The organism is Shewanella putrefaciens (assembly GCF_016406325.1).
Lineage (GTDB): Bacteria > Pseudomonadota > Gammaproteobacteria > Enterobacterales > Shewanellaceae > Shewanella > Shewanella putrefaciens.
In genome coordinates this window covers 2655583-2675759 of record NZ_CP066370.1, presented here as the reverse complement: position 1 = coordinate 2675759, position 20177 = coordinate 2655583, and the positions used below count along the sequence as shown (strand labels likewise).

14 protein-coding genes are annotated in these 20177 nt (G+C 43.2%); 5 read left to right on the top strand and 9 right to left on the bottom strand.

Annotation, left to right across the window (positions count from 1 at the left end; all coding sequences use genetic code 11):
- Window positions 1-491: 491 nt before the first annotated feature.
- Window positions 492-1385 (bottom strand): TIGR01777 family oxidoreductase, encoded by an 894-nt coding sequence (locus JEZ96_RS11920; RefSeq protein ID WP_011788957.1) that lies wholly within the window; start codon window positions 1383-1385, stop codon window positions 492-494.
- A 94-nt stretch (window positions 1386-1479) separates the two neighbouring features.
- A complete protein-coding gene (gene folX / locus JEZ96_RS11915; RefSeq protein WP_011788958.1) occupies window positions 1480-1851 on the bottom strand; it encodes a dihydroneopterin triphosphate 2'-epimerase in 372 nt (123 codons plus the stop codon).
- Window positions 1852-1948: 97 nt separating this feature from the next.
- On the opposite strand from folX, the gene JEZ96_RS11910 reads away from it, so the two are divergent.
- Complete coding sequence (locus JEZ96_RS11910) at window positions 1949-3055, top strand: AI-2E family transporter (RefSeq protein ID WP_011788959.1); 1107 nt, start codon at window positions 1949-1951, stop codon at window positions 3053-3055.
- 7 nt (window positions 3056-3062) lie between these two features.
- Window positions 3063-3977, top strand: a complete 915-nt coding sequence (locus JEZ96_RS11905) for a class I SAM-dependent methyltransferase (RefSeq protein WP_128090307.1) — start codon at window positions 3063-3065, stop codon at window positions 3975-3977.
- Between the two features lie 432 nt (window positions 3978-4409).
- On the opposite strand, the gene JEZ96_RS11900 is transcribed toward JEZ96_RS11905, so the two are convergent.
- The 3 genes from JEZ96_RS11900 to ackA all read right to left on the bottom strand — a co-directional run bounded on the left by JEZ96_RS11900 (window position 4410) and on the right by ackA (window position 8795).
- Window positions 4410-4838 carry a hypothetical protein gene (locus JEZ96_RS11900; protein ID WP_011788962.1) on the bottom strand — a complete coding sequence of 143 codons (429 nt, stop codon included), beginning with the start codon at window positions 4836-4838 and terminating at the stop codon, window positions 4410-4412.
- A 482-nt stretch (window positions 4839-5320) separates the two neighbouring features.
- Complete coding sequence (gene pta, locus JEZ96_RS11895; RefSeq protein ID WP_011788963.1) at window positions 5321-7474, bottom strand: phosphate acetyltransferase; 2154 nt, start codon at window positions 7472-7474, stop codon at window positions 5321-5323.
- Between the two features lie 118 nt (window positions 7475-7592).
- Window positions 7593-8795 (bottom strand): acetate kinase, encoded by a 1203-nt coding sequence (gene ackA / locus JEZ96_RS11890; RefSeq protein ID WP_011788964.1) that lies wholly within the window; start codon window positions 8793-8795, stop codon window positions 7593-7595.
- Between the two features lie 140 nt (window positions 8796-8935).
- Here ackA and yfbV point away from each other — a divergent pair, with 140 nt between their 5' ends.
- Entirely contained in the window at window positions 8936-9379 is a 444-nt protein-coding gene (gene yfbV, locus JEZ96_RS11885) for a terminus macrodomain insulation protein YfbV (RefSeq protein WP_014610792.1), read from the top strand.
- A gap of 44 nt (window positions 9380-9423) precedes the next feature.
- On the opposite strand, the gene pflA is transcribed toward yfbV, so the two are convergent.
- The 3 genes from pflA to JEZ96_RS11870 all read right to left on the bottom strand — a co-directional run bounded on the left by pflA (window position 9424) and on the right by JEZ96_RS11870 (window position 14687).
- Complete coding sequence (gene pflA, locus JEZ96_RS11880) at window positions 9424-10164, bottom strand: pyruvate formate lyase 1-activating protein (protein ID WP_011788966.1); 741 nt, start codon at window positions 10162-10164, stop codon at window positions 9424-9426.
- A 63-nt stretch (window positions 10165-10227) separates the two neighbouring features.
- On the bottom strand, window positions 10228-12510 hold the full coding sequence (pflB, locus tag JEZ96_RS11875; protein ID WP_011788967.1) for a formate C-acetyltransferase: 2283 nt from the start codon (window positions 12508-12510) through the stop codon (window positions 10228-10230).
- Window positions 12511-13154: 644 nt separating this feature from the next.
- Window positions 13155-14687: a DUF3360 family protein gene (locus JEZ96_RS11870; RefSeq protein ID WP_011788968.1), complete on the bottom strand. Its 1533-nt coding sequence runs from the start codon at window positions 14685-14687 to the stop codon at window positions 13155-13157.
- Between the two features lie 916 nt (window positions 14688-15603).
- On the opposite strand from JEZ96_RS11870, the gene focA reads away from it, so the two are divergent.
- Window positions 15604-17217 (top strand): formate transporter FocA, encoded by a 1614-nt coding sequence (gene focA / locus JEZ96_RS11865; protein ID WP_025008290.1) that lies wholly within the window; start codon window positions 15604-15606, stop codon window positions 17215-17217.
- A 79-nt stretch (window positions 17218-17296) separates the two neighbouring features.
- Here focA and JEZ96_RS11860 read toward each other — a convergent pair whose 3' ends face one another.
- Window positions 17297-18208, bottom strand: a complete 912-nt coding sequence (locus tag JEZ96_RS11860) for a LysR family transcriptional regulator (protein WP_011788970.1) — start codon at window positions 18206-18208, stop codon at window positions 17297-17299.
- Between the two features lie 355 nt (window positions 18209-18563).
- Here JEZ96_RS11860 and yfcC point away from each other — a divergent pair, with 355 nt between their 5' ends.
- A complete protein-coding gene (yfcC, locus tag JEZ96_RS11855; protein ID WP_082785982.1) occupies window positions 18564-20117 on the top strand; it encodes a putative basic amino acid antiporter YfcC in 1554 nt (517 codons plus the stop codon).
- Window positions 20118-20177: the final 60 nt, after the last annotated feature.

The window sequence follows — 20177 nt, the reverse complement described above, 5'->3', positions numbered from 1 at the left end:
GTGTGGGTGTGTGATTGGGTACAGTACCCATCAGAGATAACCCATCTCGTTATTAAGCACCTGCTAATGCTGGATGTTAAGCGCTCGATCTTAAGGACAGATCTTGAACAATCCCCTGATGTTGGAGAGGGATGAATAAGCGCGGATGAACGGTCTTGGTTTTACAGAGCAGTATTGCCAAAATGGCGCGTTACTGAGTACCAATCACTGGCGACTAGGGGCCAGTGTAGATTTTGCTGAGGTCAATGTACGGCTTTGAATGAAAGCTTTTATGACCGAATGGCGGCAAGTTTAACAGGAAAAGTCTTCTTTGTCGTTAAATCATCTTATAAATCATGTTGTTGCACAAATGTGTTGAAAATGTTTTGCACAAAAACAACCTAATCTATGAGCTTCATTAAGGTGGATTAATACGTTTTTTCATTGAGTTATAACCATATTTTTTACACATAGCGCAAATAACGCCTCCATTGTTCTTTTTATTCTTCTATTTAGCGGGCAACAATATCCGTTAATGCCGATTCGAGATCTGTGTACTGAAATTGAAACCCTGCCTCAAGCGCCCGTTTAGGGTAAACAAATTGGCCTTCAGTAAGTAGTTCAGACATTTCCCCCATGGCTAGACGTAAGGCAAGCGGCGGTGTTGTGATCATTGCGGGTCGATTAAGTGCCTTACCTAATGTTTTCGCAAATTCGGCATTACTCACAGGGTTAGGAGCTGTGGCATTAAATAGGCCTTGGCACTGGTCATGGGTGAGTAAAAATTCGATAAGAGAGATGAGATCGTTGACATGTATCCAACTCATGCCTTGGCGGCCATGCCCTATTGGGCCACCGAGACCTAGTTTAAAGGGAGGAAGCATCTTTTCTAGCGCGCCGCCGTGACCGAGTACGATACCGATCCGAATAATACTGACCCGAGTATGCTCTGATGCTGCATTTAGCGCTAACTGCTCCCAGGTTTTGCAGATTTCATGGCTGAATTCAATATTGGGAGTGCTATTTTCATTTAATAGTTGTTCACCTTGTCGACCATAAAACCCAATAGCAGAACCGCTCACCATAACACTGGGTGGATTACTACTTTGTTGAATAAGTTGGGTTAACCTAGCTGTTGTATTCCAGCGGCTACTGCAGATAAGTTGTTTTTGGTTTTTACTCCAGCGCTTTGCAACGATGGGCTCGCCCGCTAAATTTACTACCGCATCTATGGTATTTAAATCATCTAGTTGATCCAAACTAGCTAAATATTGATGCTCTGCACCGAGTACTTTACGCGTTTGTTCTGGAGAGCGGGTTAATAGGGTCAACTGATGCATAGGTGCTAAAAGTGCAACCAATTGGCGACCAATAAAACCACTAGCGCCAGTGATGAGTATTTTCATGGTATTTCCTTAAGTATATGGAACTCATTGGTTGAATTTCCCAACCCAACAAATATACGAAAACGGGCGTGAAGGGATCACTTTACGGTGATTGCTACTGCGCGGCTTTTTGATAGCAAAGTTCCATCGACACTGAATCAGCGAAGCGCAGAGCATGGGGTTTATCTATTTCAACACTAGCAAATTCTACCCAAGGATGTTCACTCGCGAGGGCTAAGGTTTGGCTTGTTAGATTTTCGAGCAGCGAGAAACGATTATTCTCAATCAGTTCAATGATCTTTTTAGTGATTGTGCGGTAATTGAGTGCGTCGTCTACATTATCACTATTACGAGCGCGTTCTGCGCAGTAATGGATCACGACATTGACTATCACATCTTGGCGATTCTGAATTTCATCTTCTTTTATGCCAATAAAAGTGCGAAGTCTTAAGTTTTTAATGCGTATAATCGCGGTTTCTGGTTTCATAATGACAACTTACTATTAAGGCTTAGGTGATTGAGATTGGTACTTTTGTCACGATAGCCTAACAATTTTATCTAAGATCAAGAAGGATTTTTAATAAATGACGCGACCTAATGCGCCTTCAGCAGCCTATCGTGGCTTTGCGGTGATGGCCTTTGTAGTGATTATTTTGGCAGGGATAAAGGCTGCCAGCCCAATAGTGGTGCCTTTTGTGTTATCCAGTTTTATTGCGATGATCTGTAATCCGGCCATTGGATTAATGACAAAATATCGTGTGCCTAAGTGGTTAGCTGTCATTCTTTTGATGTGTTTTATAGTCTTAATGGGACTTTGGTTGGCTTCCGTTGTAGGGAGTTCCATTAACGAATTTTCTAAACAACTTCCCCAATACCGTGATCAGCTAATAGAGCAGTTTTCTTGGATTATTCATAAATTACAGGCACTGAACATTCACATTTCAAAAGATCAAGTCTTAGCCTATTTTGACCCAGGTATGGCTTTATCGATGACAACGAATATGTTGTCGGGTGTAGGGAACGTAATGGCCAACTTGTTCTTGATCGTCTTAACCATAGTATTCATGTTGTTTGAGGCACAGTCTTTACCGAAAAAATTACATTTAGCGCTGGATGATCCTGATATGCGCTTACAGCAAATTGATCGTTTCTTGCAATCGGTTAATCAATATATGGTGTTAAAGACCTTAGTGAGCTTAGCGACAGGTCTCATTGTGGGTATTGGCTTAACCTTTATCGGTGTGGATTATGCTCTTTTGTGGGCTGTCATCGCCTTTTTATTCAATTACATTCCGAATATAGGTTCCATTATTGCCGCCATTCCTGCCGTGTTGTTAGCCTTTATTCAGCTTGGTCCCACCGCTGCTGGAGGGACTGCATTATTGTATATTGGCGCCAATATGGTGATGGGCAATGTGATTGAACCCAAATTTATGGGACGTGGCCTTGGACTTTCCACGTTAGTGGTATTTTTATCATTAATTTTTTGGGGTTGGTTACTTGGATCTGTAGGAATGTTACTGTCAGTCCCTTTGACTATGGTGGTGAAAATCGCCCTTGAATCCAGTAAAAGTGGAGGTTGGTTGGCCATTTTATTGTCGGATGATGTCGACGATAGACTCGTCAAAAGTACAGTGATATCTGAGCCTGTTAATCATCAGGCGACTCCTAGTTCAACAGAAAAGAAGTAAATTAATAATGCAACGTTTTTTACAAGCGCTCACCACGATAGAACTCGGTAATGATGCGGTACGTTTATTTCATGGTCGAGGCGGGCATTATGCTGGCTCTGAGCATATTTGTTTAGATTGGTTTGCCCCCGTTTTATTGTTAACCAGTTTTATTCCTCTCGAAGATACCGAGCTTGCGATGTGCCAGCAGGCCATTACAGCACGTTGGCAAGCATGGCATCCTGAAAGTCCTCTAAATCTCGTGTATCAATTTCGTTGTGCGGGGGAGACGTTTACTCAGTTACTTGAGGGCGAAATTCCAGAACCTCATATCGTTACTGAAAAGGGATCGCGATTTCAGGTGCATTTAATGCGCGGCCAAAATCATGGACTTTTTCTCGATATGGCCAACGGTCGAGATTGGGTGAGGGCAAATGCACGCCATAAAAAGGTGCTTAATTTATTTGCTTATACCTGTGGATTCTCAGTTGCAGCACTGCAGGGCGGGGCTGATGAAGTTGTGAATATGGATATGAGTAAAGGAGCCCTTGCTATTGGTAAACAAAACCATTTGCTGAATGGCTTTGTCGCTGGAGCACGTTTTTTAGGCCATGATATTTTCAAATCTTGGGGCAAACTTAAAAAGCTCGGTCCCTATGAAATAATAGTTGCCGATCCGCCGAGCAATCAGAAGGGGAGTTTTGTTGCTACTAAGGATTATGTGCGTTTAATTAGGCGGTTACCTGAATTACTTGCCGATAATGGTGAAGTGTTATTGTGTTTAAATGCCCCTGAACTGGATACCGCTTTTCTGCGCAAACAGGTTGCTGAAGCTGCGCCAGCATTGGAATATGTTGAGCGACTCGCTAATCCGCCAGCCTTTATCGATGTGTCGGAAGAAAAGTCATTAAAAGTATTACGCTATCGAGTGAAGGCTAACTGAAAGGTTTTCACTTCGAGATTCACTTTCGCCGCGTTAAAAGTGGATTTTGGTATTTTTTCGTTATTAATGGCAAACAAAACTGAAAGTTTTCTGTAACTGGATAATATGGTTTGTTATACTCCTGCCCACGGAAATCCCTTTCCTCATAGGCAAAATGTCAACATAGAAGGACATGCCTTTGTGACCTTACAAAATCAAGCAGGAGTTGTTATGGAAGTTCATGAATACGAAAATGCTTACTATCAAGTAAAGGACGATGTACTGACGTCTTTGCCTGCTGAAAGTGAAGAGGAAGTGATCCCAGCCTAAAACGCTAATGGATCTTGATGAGTCGGAAGTAACAAAACAAGCAACGAAAATAGCAACCCTAAGGTTGCTATTTTTTCTTTAAAATAAGGAGGTCTTGAAGCCTATACTCGCAATAAAAGTCACCTAGCCATTCACTCTGCGCTTTTCAGGCATAATCTCAACGATCACCCATTTATTACCGATTTTATGTAGGCGGATGGTTCTATCATCAATCCAAGGTTGTCCCGCTTTAAGCCCTTTCATCTTAATTACCACGAGAACATCTTTGGTAAATTTGCGAAAAAAATCGATATCAATATCATCAATTTCCATTTCAACGTTGGTCATAGAAAGACTGAGCATATTACGTTGTACTGCAGTGGCAATGTAGTAGTGGCTTAGCACTTCTTTTAGTGGATCATTGACGAACTGTTTGGCTTTTTCAACATCACGATCGACATAGATAGCTTTGAAAAAGCCTAAACTCACTTCCTCTGGGGTTAGTGTCGGCGGTTTCCCTGAATCGCCACAACCAAACAGAAATAATAGAGAGATAAAGAATAGAGTTCGCATAGGTTAGTGCCCTCGGAATTTGCTTCGAGTATCGCGATTTTAACGCCTATGTTCAAGTTTTGTAAGAATTTGACGAATAATAGGAAATGGGTTGACTGTTCGGCGGTGACTATGTCATATAGTAAAAGATACCTTAAAAGGTTATCCACAGAATCTGTGGAAAACTATGTTGAAGACTTAAGTGATGTTTTGTAAGTCACTGATATCGTCTTTATTTATCTGCTGGTCAAAAAGTGACGATTGGCTGTTACTTATTAGAATCCATTGTTGATTGTGGATATTTTCTTAGAATGACTCACTCTATACACATAGCTGAATAGCATTTCCTGAGTTCTTTCCATCGTTTTCTAATGTCATTTGGGTTTTTTATATCGCTAAACGATCAGTCAATCATGGTACATTTACCTGAAAATAGGTTAAAAAAAAGCACTGGGACAGGCCAGTGCTTTTTTGTGGTTATCATTTAACCGTATTTAACAGTGTTAGCGTTTTGCCGCATCGTTTTGTGAAGCTTGAATGGCTGTCAGGGCGATGGTGTAGACAATGTCATCAACTAATGCACCGCGGGATAAGTCATTTACTGGCTTACGCATACCTTGCAGCATTGGGCCGATACTGATCAGATCGGCGCTTCGTTGTACGGCTTTGTAAGTTGTGTTGCCTGTATTGAGGTCTGGGAATACAAATACTGTAGCTTGTCCAGCGACAGGGCTATTAGGCGCCTTAGAGCGGGCAACGTTTGGCATTACAGCCGCATCGTATTGCAAAGGACCATCAATGATCAGATCTGGGCGTTTTTCTTTCGCGATACGAGTCGCTTCACGGACTTTATCCACATCTGAACCCGTGCCCGAGTTGCCTGTTGAGTAGCTGATCATCGCCACTCTCGGCTCGATACCGAAGGCTTTTGCAGATTCCGCTGATTGAATAGCGATATCAGCTAGCTGCTCAGCATTCGGATCGGGGTTAATGGCACAGTCGCCGTAAACTAACACTTGGTCTGGCATCAACATAAAGAAGATAGATGATACTAAGCTTGAACCGGGTGCGGTTTTAATCAGTTGTAACGGAGGACGAATGGTATTGGCTGTCGTGTTAACGGCGCCAGAAACAATACCATCAACTTCATTTTGCGCCAGCATCATAGTGCCAAGCACCATGTTGTCCTCTAACTGTTCTTTAGCCACGACTTCAGTTAAGCCCTTGCTACGACGTAGTTCTAACATAGGCTCAACGTAACGATCACGTACGTCTTCTGGATCAATAATAACAACGCCTTCACCAAGCACGACATCTTGTTGGGCCGCGATACGTAGAATTTCTTCTTTTTTACCTAAGAGTACGCAGCGTGCAATACCGCGCTCTGCACAAATGGCTGCCGCTTTAATCGTACGAGGCTCATCACCTTCCGGTAAAACCACGGTTTTATGGGCTGCACGTGCCAGTTCCGTTAATTTATAGCGGAAGGCGGGTGGCGATAGGCGATGTTCTCGTGGAGAGTTTTTAGTGACGCTTTCAATCCAAGTTTGATCGATATGGCTTGCGACATAATCTTGGACTAAATCAATACGTACCGCATCATCGACGGGCACTTCATGGTCAAATCGTTGAATATTAAGCGAGGTTTGCCACGTGTTAGTATCAATTAAGAATACGGGTAAGCCTGTTTCAAAGGCTTGTTCACATAGCTTAAGGATTTCTGGCTCTGGCTCATAGCTACCGGTCAGAAGCAGCGCACCAATTTTAACGCCATTCATGGCTGCAAGGCAGGCAGAGACGATAACATCTGAGCGATCGCCAGAGGTAACGAGTAACGAGTCAGTTTTTATATGGTTAACCATATTGGGGATGCTGCGCGCACAGAAGGTCACTTTACGCAGGCGACGAGTGTGCATTTCACCTGCATTAATAATGCGAGCGCGTAAGTGCTTAGCAAGATCTGAAGCGCGTGGGGCGACTAGGTCAAGATTGTACGGCACACTGCCTAAGATACGCAGTGGACTCTTACCCGGCAGTTGGAACATACTGGCCGCATCGGAGCGTTGAACACCTTGGTGATCAAATACTTCGGATAAGTCAGGACGAGCGCGGCCCTCATCATCAACGGGCGCACCAATTTTGTTGATCACGGCACCAATTAAGCGTTTGTTCTTATTGCCACCCCATGAGTTATAGGCAATTTCGAGGCGATTCATTAGGCCTGTTGGTGTATCACTACCAGGGGTTGCAATGAAAATAACATCAGCATCCATGGCTTTAGCAATGGCGTAGTTAACATCGTCAGCGAAAGGATGGCTACGAGTAGGGACTAAACCTTCGACGATAAGTGTTTCGGTATTGCTGGCGCATTCCGCAGTACGGGCAATGATTTGCTCCATTAACACATCGATTTGGTCTGCACGAATTAACGCTTCAGCATGGGCCATATCGAAGGGTTCTAATGGATTTACTGTTGGTGACTTGCTTAAAATCGTGGTCGAGCGCTCTGGGCCATTATCGTTTGGACGAAGTTGAGAAATAGGCTTAAAGAATTGTACTTTAACCCCATGGCGCTCCAGTGCGCGAACCATCCCAAGGCTTAAGGAGGTCAGGCCAACTCCTGTGCCTATGGGGATTAACATAATATTTCGGGACATAAAAACCTCTAAGTTCGATGGTTTTTGGCAGATAGGTTCTGCGAGTTTGCTTATGAATGTGTTTACTGTAAGTCTTTAACAATAAAGCCGTTTGGATGAGCAAACGGCTTAGGTCATCTTATTCTTTGTTGATAAGTTTAATGGAGTCTTCGGCAATAACCCATTCTTCATTAGTTGGGATCACCATAGCAACAGTGCTGTTATCTTGGGTGATAATGCCTTTTTTACCGAAGCGCGCGGCTTTATTGCGTTCGCTATCGACATGGAAATTAAAGATTTCCAAGAGGTTAAGTACTTTCTCACGAATTAAGTCAGAGTTTTCACCAATGCCACCCGTAAAGACGACTGCATCTAAACGGCCCAGTGGCACTGTGTAAGAGGCAATGTATTTGGCTAAACGATAGCAGAAGATTTCTAAGGCTAAGGTCGCGCCTTTATGGCCGTCAGCATAACCTTCTTCGATGCCACGGCAATCGTTAGTCAGCTCGGAAATACCCAGCAGACCACTTTGCTTGTTCATCAGGTTATTGACTTCTTCAAGCGTGTAACCTAATTGATGGACTAAGTGATAGATGATTGAAGGATCAATATCGCCACAACGAGTGCCCATCACTAAACCTTCTAATGGGGTTAAGCCCATAGAGGTGTCGACACTTTTGCCACCTTTCACTGCGGTAACAGAAGCGCCATTTCCTAAATGTGCACAGATCACATTGGTTTCGGCTAACGGTTTGTTGAGCATTTTCGCCGCTTCACGGCTAACAAATAAATGGCTAGTACCATGCATACCATAACGACGAATACCGTGTTCGCGATATAACTTGTATGGTAAGGCATAGACGTAAGCTCTGTCTGGCATGCTTTGGTGGAAAGCGGTATCAAACACTGCTACTTGAGGCAATTTAGGGAAAGAGGCCATTGCCGCTCTAATGCCAATAAGGTGTGCAGGGTTATGCAATGGGGCAAGTGATGCACAATCTTCAATACCTTTGATCACGCTATCATCAATAATCACTGAACGAGTGAATTTTTCGCCGCCATGAACAATACGATGACCTACAGCTTGGATTTGTGCTGCTAACTCAGGTTGACCCGCAAGGATTTTATTAACAATGAATTCAACGGCTTCACGGTGAGCTGTAAATGCACCTAAGGCAGCTTCCTGTTTTTCACCGTTGATTTTCCATTTGATACGAGAATCTTCTAAGCCAAAACACTCGGCTAGGCCAGAGATCTGATCGTCACCTGTTTGCGCGTCAATGACGGCAAATTTGAGTGAAGAGCTACCGCAATTGAGTACTAAAACCAGTTTATTAGACATGTGTAAACCTTTTGCCATTGTGTTTAATATAACGATTCAAAAACTATAGAACCACCGAGTATTTGCCGTAACAGTCTTGGGGCAAAGCGCCAAATTATGCTATGGTAAAAACAGTATTCCATTGTTGTAGGTGTCTAAAATTGAGCATCAATATTCTCAAAACCTTAGGAGACGGTCGCCGTTATATGAAGACGTGGCCTATGGTTAGACAACTGGGTTTGTTTTTTCCTGAGTATCGGGTTGTGCGTGCGACTCAGCTTGCCATTCTGGTGATGCCAGTGTTGGCGGTTTTTGCGAGTATGAGCCAGCTATATATCTATGGTTGGGCATTTTTGCCACAAGCTGTCACTATCGCTTTATTTTTTATCAGCCTGCCAGTGCAGGGCTTATTATGGCTAGGTTGGCGGGCTCGCCATCCTTTACCTTTGTCGCTCTTCGACTGGAGTAACCAGTTAAGCGCAAAGCTGTCTTCCATGGGCATTCAATGCCAAACCTTAGGTGCTAAGGCTTGTTATCTCGATATGGCGGTTATTTTAAAAATAGCCTTTGAGCGCTTAGATGCCAGTTATTGGGAAGAACTCTAGTTTTATATTTTGTCTTAATGTGTTTTTAATCGCTGCTTAGTCGACTAATAAACCGCGTTTATGCCTTGCTGGACAAATACCGCTTTAATCTTTTCCATGGTTTCGCGGCTTGGGGGAGATACGCCATCGAGTTGATAGTTTTCGCCCATGGCTTCCCACTTATGCTTACCTAATTCGTGATAGGGCAGTAACTCTACCTTTTCAATGTTTTTCATGGGCTTGATAAACTCGGCCAGTTGCAATGCCGATGCTTCATCATCGGTAAATCCGCCCACGACGACATAACGTATCCATGTCGCTTGGTTGCGTTTTGCCAAATACTCGGCAAATTGCAGTGTTCTGTGATTACTGACTTTGGTTAATTCAATGTGTTTTTCGTCATCCATGTGTTTGATGTCGAGTAGAACCAAGTCAGTGTGGTCAAGTAACTCATCAATCACAGGTGTGTACTTACGTACAAAGCCATTGGTGTCTAAACAGGTATGAACACCCTCATTTTTACAGGCTTTAAATAATTCGGCGACGAATTCGGCCTGTAAAATAGCTTCACCACCACTTGCTGTTACACCACCATTGCTGGCATCAAGGAAAGGTCGGTAGCTGATGATTTGACTCATTAACTCATCGACTTGCACTTCTTTGCCACCATCAAGATCCCAAGTGTCACGGTTGTGGCAATATTGGCAGCGCATTAAACAGCCTTGCATAAAGGCGATAAACCGTATGCCAGGACCATCTACTGTGCCAAAGGATTCCACTGAGTGGATCCGACCGATAACTGCCATTGTGACTCCTGATAAAATAAGTGAGGCTGTAGTACAGTGTACTACAGCCTTTACTTATTTAGCTTACAGGCCTTTAGTAAAAGTACGTGTGATCACATCTTGTTGTTGCTCTGGCGTCAGTGAATTAAAGCGCACTGCATAACCAGAAACACGGATGGTCAGTTGTGGATACTTGTCTGGATGCTTAACAGCGTCTTCGAGCATTTCACGATTCATCACGTTGACGTTTAAGTGCTGGCCACCTTCTTTTTTGTCATTGTGGTCGAAATAGCCATCCATCAATGCTGCTAAGTTGGCGCGGCGTGCATCATCATCTTTACCTAAGGCATTTGGCACGATTGAGAAGGTATAAGAAATACCGTCTTGGGCGTGGGCGAAAGGCAGTTTAGCCACAGAAGTTAAAGAAGCGATTGCACCTTTTTCGTCACGGCCATGCATTGGGTTTGCACCCGGTGCAAATGGCGCACCTGAGCGACGACCATCGGGTGTGTTACCTGTTTTCTTACCATAAACCACGTTTGAGGTGATGGTCAGAATTGACTGAGTTGGTACTGCATTGCGATACATTTTACGGTCACGAATTTTGGCCATAAAACGTTCAACTAAGTCACAGGCGATATCGTCAACACGTGGGTCGTTGTTACCAAATTTTGGATAGTCGCCACTGATGTCGAAATCAACAGCAATGCCGTTTTCATCACGAACAGGTTTTACGGTAGCGTATTTAATCGCAGACAGTGAGTCGGCAGCGATAGATAGACCGGCAATACCACAAGCCATAGTACGGCGTACATCTCTGTCATGCAGTGCCATGAGGGCAGCTTCGTAAGAGTACTTGTCGTGCATAAAATGGATAGCATTCAATGACGCAACATATTGGGTTGCTAACCAATCCATTAAGCCGTCAAGACGATTCATTACATCATCAAAGTTGAGCACTTCGTCAGTGATCATGTCTGCTTTAGGGGCGATTTGGATTTTCAGTTTTTCATCAATACCGCCGTTGATCGCATATAACATGGTTTTTGCGAGGTTTGCACGAGCACCGAAGAACTGCATGTGTTTACCCACAACCATTGGGCTTACGCAACAGGCGATAGCATAATCGTCAGATTGGAAATCAGGACGCATTAAGTCATCGTTTTCGTATTGGATTGAGCTAGTATCGATAGACACTTTAGCGCAATATTTTTTGAAACCGATCGGCAGTTTATCTGACCATAGCACGGTGATATTAGGCTCAGGACTTGGACCCATAGTGTAAAGGGTATTCAAGAAACGGAAGCTTGATTTGGTCACTAAAGTACGGCCATCTAAGCCCATACCACCAATAGATTCAGTTGCCCAAATCGGGTCGCCGGAGAATAACTCATCGTATTCAGGAGTACGTAGGAAACGCACCATACGCAGTTTCATCACGAAATGGTCAATCATTTCCTGAGCTTGTAGCTCAGTTAAGGTGCCATTTTTCAGATCGCGTTCGATATAGACATCAAGGAATGATGAAGTACGTCCTAATGACATCGCCGCGCCATTTTGGCTCTTCACTGCGGCTAAGTAGCCAAAGTAAGTCCATTGAATCGCTTCGCGAGCATTTTTAGCTGGGCCTGAAATATCAAAACCATACTTAGCAGCCATTTTCTTCATTTGGCCTAGTGCACGGTGTTGTTCGGCAATTTCTTCGCGTAGTTGAATAACATTTGATAAATCTTCACCCGCTTCAAACTGCGCTTGCAGTGAGCTAAATTGGGCAAACTTATCTTTCATCAAGTAATCGATACCGTAAAGTGCGACTCGGCGATAGTCACCGATAATACGGCCACGGCCATAGGCATCGGGTAAACCGGTTAATACACCTGATTTACGGCAAGCCATAATTTCTGGTGTGTAAACATCAAACACGCCTTGGTTATGGGTTTTACGCAGTTCTGAATAGACGTATTTAACATCTTCATCTAGTTCACGACCGTAGGCGGCGCATGAGCTTTCCACCATACGAATACCACCGTTAGGTAACATTGCACGTTTTAATGGTGCATCTGTTTGCAAGCCAACGATAGTTTCTAAATCTTTGTTGATATAACCCGCATCATGGGAGGTGATGGTTGACACCATCTTAGTATCGAAATCAACAGGCGCGTGGGTACGGTTTTCCTGTTTAATGCCTTCCATCACTTTATCCCACAGTGTTGTGGTTGCTTCGGTGGCACCGGCTAGGAATGATTCGTCGCCTTCATAGGGAGTATAGTTTTGTTGGATAAAGTCACGTACATTGACTTCAGATTTCCAATCGCCAGGAGTGAAACCTTCCCATGCGCTGGCAAACAGTTCAGTTTTGTCGGTCATCGTACTAATACCTTTTGGTTGAGATAAAGGTTATTGGCGATCAGCGCTAAGCAATGCTGAGTATAAGCCAATAGCTAATTCCTGATATAAAAAGCTCCCTTCATGATGACGCCCTATGATGGGAACTGATTTTAAAGTGCCTGTTGTTTTACAACAGTTGTTACTTTAAAAGCCTGTCTATTGATACCCGATAAGATGACAAATATTCGTTAGTTCGGTTATCGATAATGTCTCATTATAATTGGTAAGACCAATTAACCATGTCCATATTACCATAGCTAACCTACTATGGCACTCAAATCAGTTTAGTTTGCCTTGAGTTAATTCCAAAATTGCTACCCAGATAGCATTTTTACCGCAAATTAACGTTTGCATCTCACCGATTAGTCATATATCTAAACTACGTTCAAACATGTTTAATTCAGCAATACAAATACACTGATATTCGGATTCAATTTTGGTAGAGCACACAAAAAAAAACATGTTTACTTATTTAGTCATTATAGGGTCAATGGTATATAGGCAATCTGGTTGATATGTAAATGTTTTTAAAATCAATCAGATTGACTATATATCAGCGAAATAAATAGTGCCTATCATTAGCGCAAACCAACAATATTATTGGCTTGCGCTAAACGGTTTTATCAAAGTAGTGCAGGGATACCTTCAATCATCCCAACGGCTAACATGGCAGCTAGACAAATGATAAATGCTAAGCCTGGAATGATGACTCGGTCAGCAAATGACAAGGTTTTTGGACGTTCCTTATCACCAATAAGACCATTGTTATCAAGCAGCATCGTTAAGGCCCAAGCAAGCACTGGGTTGGCAACAAAAGAGGCAAAAATACAAATCCCAGCCGCTTGGCTACTTAAATTGTCTTTTACCATTTGTAAGCCTGCTTCAAGCAGTGGTAAGAACACGCCGACCAACAATGCTATTGACATCACTGGACGCCATACCGTCACATCCATTGGATAACCAATAATTGCGACAATAATACAAAGGCTACCGAGTAAAATGGCACCAGCGGGAATAGGGCGTTTTGCAATGGCAGCAGGGATCATATAAGTCCCCCAAGATGATGTAATGTTACCACCACCGACTGCTGTGCCTACCATTTGGCGCAGTGAACAGGTTGTCATTGTGTCATCAACATCCATTAACACTTTTTCCGCGCCTTTAGGGTAATTCAGCTCTTGGAAAATACGATGTCCTAAGAAATCCGGTGACCACATAGCAACCGCTAAGATGGCAAAGGGCAGTGAAGCGATAAAGTGTGCAGTATTAGGTAAACCTAGTTGCCATCCATGCTCAGTCGAGCCCCACCAGTAGACAGGGTTAAGGTTAGGGATCCCTGGTTCTGTGACAAATTTCAGATCAAGGCCCGCTCCTAAGCCAAAGGCTAAGGCAATCGCAGTGATAGAGCATAGTGGAATCGCCAGCCAGCGTTTACCCACTTTAGCAAGGTAAGCATATAAAATGACATTGACGAGTAAGATTGCAAAAGCCACATAACCGAGTGAGTAATCTAAGCTATGTTTGGCCTGTAAACCGCCAGCCCACTCGAAGAGTGAACCAATTTGGCTTTTGGCGCCCATAAAACCGAGGAACACCAATAATCCCCCTGCTACACCGCCACTTGTCAGGTTAACGAGCCGCGATCCTCCCTTAAAATAACTGAGAATGAGACCAAATATCCCAATCAGCATGGCTAATGCAAGTGGGTGTGCGCCCGCTAAAGCGATGGCACCAATTAAGGGGATCATTGGGCCGTGATTACCACCTAAGTTAGCGCGAGGATTAATAAAACCAGAACTAATGATACAGAAGAGTAACGCGGGGATAAGCATTTCAACACGGACAACTTGGATGGCAAACTCTGCCCCTAAATTGATATGTTCCCACCGTTCAGTTAATCCTGCTGCCCATGCTGCCATCACCGCTGAATACATTACGGTAATTCCGATAGTTCCAGCTAATGCGGGGACTAAGTCCTCCCACTCGAAACGAAAGTCGCGACCCGGTAAATTTAATCCCCAGCGTCTTGGTTTCATGATTTTAAGCTCATGCTCCAAATACGCTTCGCGAGTGACAAACTGAGACGCTGGACGGTGCAGCTCTCTGTAAGTCCGCTCTGAGGCTTCCCTTTCTTCTTTTTTGACTGTTTCAGACATAGTTTCTCATTCTCCGAAAAGAACATTGTGATTCATCATTTGATGACAACCGAGCGTGTTCCATGATTTTGGTAACTGCTTTTGCTTGTTGCTTAGCAAGCTAAAGAGTAGTCACTTTTTAGTCGTCGATGCGGACAAGTTATTCACCCCAATTTGTCCTCATTCTGTCGTGTTCCTAATGCGTAAATTGGTCTGACCAATTTACCTGTTAAATCTTAACATAGGTAATTAATGTCATCACTAGGTATCAATAAATCTGAAACACCTGTTTTAGGGATTTGGGAGGCACTTAACAACTTAGGTGGGATAACGATAAAAATTGCCGCTTAGGCATGCATATTGCGTTACCTATTGATCACATTTGGCAGTGATTCTGTGTTATAGCGCAGCTAAATAGGGTGGGAATTTGAGGCTGCTTGAAATACAAGTCCTGATTGTGAGTTAGATCAGTAGGTGTGTATGAATAAGTGTGAGGCAAGGTGTGTTTTTTTATCGTTTTCTCTGAGATGTAAAAGGCAGATGTTTCATTATCAAGTGGGCTGATAATGTCCTGCTACGGGACAAAATAGGAGGGGGTGAGGTGATAATGTAATCGATAAGTATCATTGGCTAAGTGAGTGCTTTTTAGCTAAAGATCTTGATTAATAGGTGGTGAATTCTGAATTTATATTATTTTGTTATTTAAAACAATAGGTAATGTGTAGTGTTAAGTATTTTTTGCATTTTAACATTCTAGTTTGAATGAGGTTTTGTTATCAGGGTTATTGATGGTTCCTATCATTATTACCCAATTTTATTGAGTGATTCTTCAGGTTATTGTTTGATTGCACTATTCACAGGGCAATGAAATTACTGGAGAAATTTATGTTGTTAACGCTATTTTCCCCGAAAATATTCAGTGTTGGAGCTAACTGAGATGAAGGCATCACATTATGATGCTCATATGAGGGCGCAACCTCATCTCAGCTCGCCAACACCATTCAATCCACATCATAACGGAAAGACTGAGCCTGATAAGCGAAGTCTTTATCAACATGCTGAACACTATGGGCAAAGTAAGGTAGCTAAATCTGCTTGGCAATCATTTGGTTTGGCAGCATTTGCAGGCGGTTTTATTGCCTTAGCATTTGTATTTTATATCACAGTAACAACGGGGGCGTCTGGGAGTGCTTGGGGGCTTGTACGCTTAGCGGGAGGGTTAGCTTTTAGTTTGGGACTGATGTTGGTGGTGATTTGTGGCGGCGAGCTGTTCACGAGTACCGTGTTGAGTTCTGTTGCTTGGGCACAAAAGAAAGTCACGACTAAACAACTTGTTATGTGCTGGACGCGGGTCTACCTAGGTAATCTACTCGGTGCAATGGTGATGTTGCTACTGATTATGTCTGCCCGTATGTATCTGCTCGACGGGGGACGCTGGGGGATAAATGCCCTAACGATCGCTCAGCATAAATTACATCACGGCTGGTTTCAGGCATTTAGTTTAGGGATCCTTTGTAACATGTTGGTTTGCTTAGGGGTATGGATGACCTTTGCGAGCCGTGATGCGTTAACCAAAGCGATATTACTGATGTTGCCAGTCGCCATGTTTGTGAGCAGTGGTTTTGAGCACAGCATCGCTAATCTGTTTATGGTACCCCTAGGAATTGCCATTCATCTTTTTGCTGATCAGACGTTTTTTACCTCAGCAGCTATTGATGCCGCGCAATTCAGTGATTTAACCCTCAGCCACTTTGTCATTAAGAATCTTATTCCGGTGACACTGGGCAATATTGTTGGTGGTGGCATTTTTGTGGGACTCGGTTATTGGTGGATTGAGCAAGCCAAACCTCAACACCCATCAAACATTGAGCGCCACACCCCAACACTAACCTTAGTCAATGCATTGACTGCGACTTCTTCTTACTTAAGCAACGATATGCCAACGGATACCGCGCTTGCTAATGAGCCTGCGTTATCAATAAGTCCTGATGCTCATATTTATTCTATTTCTGCCGGAGATCAACCTACTATGTTAAATGCCAAAGCGGTTTCAAAATCTATTCCTAAAATGTGTGTGAGTGATGTGATGGACAGACATCCCATCACGCTAAGTGCCGATCAATCTGTTTATGCAGGTTTAAAATTATTAAGTGATGCAAATGTTCGCTCTGCGCCTGTGGTCGATGATAAACAAGCATTAGTGGGGTTTATTTCACAACAAGATTTATTACGAAGTCTTTGGGCACAGGAGTTTACCCGAGGTGTGCCTGATAAAGTGGCTGATTTAATGCAAACCGAGGTGTTAACTGTCTCTCCTAAGGATCCACTGGATGCATTAATTGAGTTAATGGTTGTTGATCGTCAAAAGTTGTTTCCTGTAACGGATAGCGGACTGATGATTGCGAGTACCTATCAAAGTTATGAAGAACGGCTGCGCCATGCCTATGCCACTAAGCCAAGTGCTTTTCCGGTGATAGAGCAGGGTAAGTTGTGTGGGATGGTGACTCGAGAAGAGATTGCCAAAGCGGTTTGTGGTGCTTTTTACGATTAAGTTTGATCGCTGTTAATTTAACCCCGAAACAAGCAGGGTTGTTTCGGGGTTTTCATTTTCTTGCTTCGGTATAAAGGTATTAGCGTTTAATTGTAATTTGTCGATGACGACTTAAGCGTCTTGCTTCAGTGATAACGCAGTCCCTGAGTGGATTTTCGCCTGAATCTGTACGCCAAATAAATGATAAATGCCGTTTCATATTGAGTTGTGGTGTCGACAGAATAACGAGTTCACCATTAGCGACATCTTTTTCAACATCCAAAAAAGGCAAGCTGCTTAAATAGGGACCATTCTTTACTAACGCCTTGAGTAGTGGGACGTGTTCATATTCTTTCCAGACGTTTAATTTTTCAATAACGCCATGAATAGCACCATCAAAAATACGTCTTGTACCTGCGCCTTGCTCCCTCAGTACCCATTTAGCCTGTTCAAGTTGCGATAAACTCGTGCTTTCATAACGAGCATAGGGATGGTGGGGAGAAGCGATAACCACTAAGTGATCATCTAACCATTGCTCTTGATGGAGACGCACATCATCGTTACGTCCTTCGATGATCCCTAAATCAAACTCATAGTTGAGTAAGCCGTCAACAACATGGTCGGTGTTTTCTACCATCAACTCAATGCGTAATTCTGGGAAATCCGTATCAATCTTGCTGATGAGTTCGGGTAATAGATGCTCCGCAGCCGTCTGGCTGGAACAAAGTTTAAAGCGACCACTGATTAAGTGTTGTTCATGTAGGCCTAATTCAATTTGTTGTGCATCTTGTAGTAGGCGTCTTGCTTTTGGACGTAACCAATTTCCCCAGTGACTTAATGTGAGCCTATTTCCCTGACGTATAAAGAGTGGACGGCCGAGTAAATTTTCAAGTTGGCCGAGGGACATACTGACTGCAGATTGTGTCATGGAAAGTTTTCTGGCTGCGGCACTCACACTTTCAAGGCTGGCAACAGCATCGAAAACGGCAATTTGCTTGAGTGAGTACTTCATGTGTTTATTTGCTCCTAGCTGAAAAATGGGGGTGTGAAAAGTATCAATTTTATTGATAGATCGACGAAATGATTTTAGAGCCGTGTCGAGTTGCTCACAAGCAAAGTTAAAATTAACAGTGTAGTTTTTAGAGATGCTTCACTTTTTATCCTTAACTGTGGAGTAAAGCCATTTTGTTATCAAATAGATACAAAGTATCCGCAGTGCTATCGATATGGTTTAAAGCCTATGATAATAGGCTAAAAGTAAGGTAAAGAATGAGGAACCTTGCGGAGTCATATTGATATTTTGTACTGATTTTATTTGCATTGGTTTATAGTGCGGCCTTTAAATTCACTAGAAAACTGGCGTACTTATGACGAATCCTCCAACTGAGTCAACTAAGGCTGTCGATGCCTCTTTATCTACATCTCTCTCGGGTAAATTAGTTATGCCCGATACCTTAGTGATCATCTTTTTTGTCGCTTTCGTTGCAGGGTTGCTCACGTACCTCATTCCCATTGGTTCATTCCAAACACAAGAGGTGCATTATGTGGCTGATGGTGTGCAAAAAGTGCGTACAGTGGTTGATCCTAACTCCTTTGCATATCAATTCGATGATATAGGTGAGCCCCAGTTACAGCCAGTTGCATTATTCAAAGGGGAAGGTGGCGTAGGATTTTTTAATTTTGCCTTCGAAGGCTTAACCTCAGGCTCTAAATGGGGGAGTGCGATTGGCGTTATTATGTTTATGTTAGTGATTGGTGGCTCCTTTGGCGTCGTTATGGCTACCGGTACCATTGATAACGGCATTTTGCGCTTAATCGATAAAACCCGCGGTAATGAGAAATTGTTTATTCCCGTGATATTTACCTTGTTTTCCTTGGGTGGCGCGGTATTTGGTATGGGAGAAGAGGCGATTGCCTTTGCCATTATTATCTGTCCGTTGATGATCCGTTTAGGCTATGACGGCATTACCACTGTAATGGTAACTTATGTTGCAACCCAAATCGGTTTTGCTAGCTCATGGATGAATCCTTTTAGTGTGGCAATTGCTCAAGGTATTGCGGGTATTCCAGTATTATCCGGCAGTGATTTCCGCTTTCCCATGTGGGTTGGCTTTACCTTATTTGGCATTATTTTTACGATGCGCTATGCCCATCGCATTCAGCAAAATCCTACCTTATCCCATAGTTATCAGTCTGATGCATTTTTTCGTGAGCATCACGCCAATGTAAAACTTGAGAGCCGTTTTAATCTTGGCGATGGTTTAATTCTACTTACGTTAGTGTTGACTATGATCTGGGTTATTTGGGGCGTGGTTGCCAACGCTTGGTTTATCCCCGAAATTGCGAGTCAATTTTTTACTATGGGAATAGTCGCGGGCGTGATTGGCTCGATTTTTAACCTCAATGGGATGACGCTAAACAAGGTGGCACAGAGTTTTAAAGAGGGCGCTAAAACAATGTTAGAGCCTGCTCTGCTTGTTGGTTGCGCATCAGGCATATTATTGCTGCTAGGTGGTGGCGAACCGACCCAGCCGAGCGTACTAAATACCATTTTAAGCAGTGCTGGTGGTGTAATAGGGCAATTACCCGATGCGTTATCTGCGTGGTTTATGCTGCTATTCCAGTCCGTATTTAATTTTTTCGTGACTTCAGGTTCAGGCCAAGCCGCATTGACTATGCCTTTGATGGCTCCATTATCAGATATTGTTGGTGTGACGCGGCAAGTGTCAGTGTTGGCATTCCAACTGGGAGATGGGCTCACCAATATCATTGTTCCGACTTCAGCTTCTTTAATGGCAACCCTTGGAGTATGCCGTGTTGACTGGGGCAACTGGCTCAAATTTGTGTGGCGTTTTATGTTATTGCTGATGCTCGTCTCAAGCGTACTAGTAATTGGTGCGCACTATTTAGGATTTAGCTAGATTTGAGTTAGTTTTAGAGATAACAAAGGATTGTAATATTGTTAATGAACGCTATATAAC